This window comes from Gammaproteobacteria bacterium, from assembly GCA_035279405.1.
In the GTDB taxonomy this organism is placed as follows: domain Bacteria; phylum Pseudomonadota; class Gammaproteobacteria; order Natronospirales; family REEB76; genus REEB76.
The window spans coordinates 1-1884 of sequence record DATEHU010000006.1 but is presented as its reverse complement, the minus strand read 5'-3'; the positions used below and the strand labels follow the sequence as shown (position 1 = coordinate 1884).

The window sequence follows — 1884 nt, the reverse complement described above, 5'->3', positions numbered from 1 at the left end:
TGGGTCTTCCGTGAATCGTGTGGGTGATTCAGCGACATCATAGCATCGGAAGCATGGAAGAGAGGACTTTGAGGCGGAGATACTCCTCATCCTTCAGACCATAGGCGCGTCGCTGGAACACCCGGATCTTGTTATTGAGGCCCTCGACGAAGCCAAGCGAGACCTTGTTCTGCGGCTTGCAGTAGGCGGCGATGCCGTCCCAGTGGCGGTCGATCATGTCGGCGAAGCGTTGGTATGGTTGGAGGCGCTGCCATTTCAGGCTGGCTCGCCAGTTATCGAAGTAGCGCCGTGCCCAACCCTCGCGCCGGTAGTCCCAGAGCTGCCCGAACGCCTCCTTCAGCAAGTAAGCCGTGTTCAGGCGCTTGTTGGCAGCAAGCAGGAGCGTGAGGGAGCGTTTGCCATCCAGGCTGAGATTGTCGCGGTGCGACAGCAGCGTGTACTTCTGCCCCTTGATGAAGCGCCGGTCCTTGCCACGCAGCCGCGCGTATTCGGCCTTGCGCACCTTGTCGAGCGCCTCGCCGAGATGGCGCATGATGTGGAACTTGTCGAACAGGATCGCCGCTTGCGGCGCCTTGTCCCGCGCGACATTGCGGAACGGCTTCCACATGTCCATGACAATCAGCCGTATCTTGCTGCTCTTCTCTTGTCCCAGCCAGACATAGAACTGCGCCATGCTGGTCTCCGAGCGGTCGTCGCCACCGAACCAGATCGGCCGCCTGCGAACCAGGTCGCTGACCACAATGCGGTAGTTGTGGCCCTTGCGAATGGCGATCTCGTCGATGCCGATCGCACTGGGGCCTGGTGAGCCGGCGCGCTCGATCTGGGCGCGCATGTATTGCATCTCCAGTGCCTTGACCGTGTCCCAGTTGATCTTCAGTTCCTTCGCGACATCCCGGATCGAGGCTTGCCGGCAGCGGCGGCCGACATAGAACGCAAAGCGCTTGGTAAAGTGCGGATTGTCCGCCAGGAAATCCAGCCGTTCGCGCTTCACGGTGCCGCATGTGCGGCACGCCACGCGACGCACTTCGACTTCCAGAACAATACGGTAGCCCGCGCTCGGAAGGTCCCGAACCCGCCGTATTGTCCGGTCGTACCATCCCGTCTGCGCCCGCCCGCAGCAGCCGCAAATCGTTTTTTTGAGCGCCGATCGAGGCTGACGATCCGTACATCCCGATCACCGAACACCCCGCGGATAGTCGCCCGCGCGTGGAAACCCGCAAACGAATAGCCGTCTGACAGACGCCGCTGTCCCCTGTTCCACTGCCCCATGCCGCATTATGCCGGATCCCGCGACTGCGCCAAACCTCGGAAACCCAATGTCCATGCATGCTTCCGATGCTATGATGTCGCTGAATCACCCACACGATTCACGGAAGACCCACAATTTTTATGGCCCGCTACGCGGGCGATCTGCGTGGTCTGCGTGTTCTGCGGTTCCAAATTGAAACCACGGACAACACGGACAACACGGAATAGCAGGGTTCATGCGCTGCGCGCGCACGTCTGCTCCGTGTTGTCTGTGTTTTCCGTGGTTGCCCTGATGCTGTTTCGCGCTCAGGGCGGGCCGGTTGCCGCGGCGCGTTGTAGCCAGGGGAAGGGTTGGTGCTCGGGGGGAAGGGGCGCGTCGGAACGGAGGATGGCGATGTATTCGCGTTCCTGGCGGGCGGTGTCGGGCAGCCGCAGCAGGCGGATGGGATTGCCGCCGTAATACATCACCGCATCCATCAGCTCCTGGTGCATGTCGCGGCTGAGGTCGCCGGGCTGGAGGCCGAGATCGTGGCAGATCTCGACAAGAACGGCGCCGACGGGACGGCGACGGATGTCGGCGGCAATCTCTTCATCTGACGGCTCGAGCGGGAGGGGCGGGCGTTCGGCGCGCGGCTG

Annotated in this window: 2 protein-coding genes; both read right to left on the bottom strand. The window is 62.2% G+C overall.

The window, feature by feature from the left end; genetic code table 11:
• Positions 1–37: 37 nt before the first annotated feature.
• Positions 38–1129: an ISL3 family transposase gene (locus VJR90_00075; protein HKV95876.1), complete on the bottom strand. Its 1092-nt coding sequence runs from the start codon at positions 1127–1129 to the stop codon at positions 38–40.
• 425 nt (positions 1130–1554) lie between these two features.
• Positions 1555–1884, bottom strand: a 330-nt coding sequence (locus VJR90_00070) for a hypothetical protein (protein ID HKV95875.1), incomplete at its 5' end; no start/stop codon positions are given.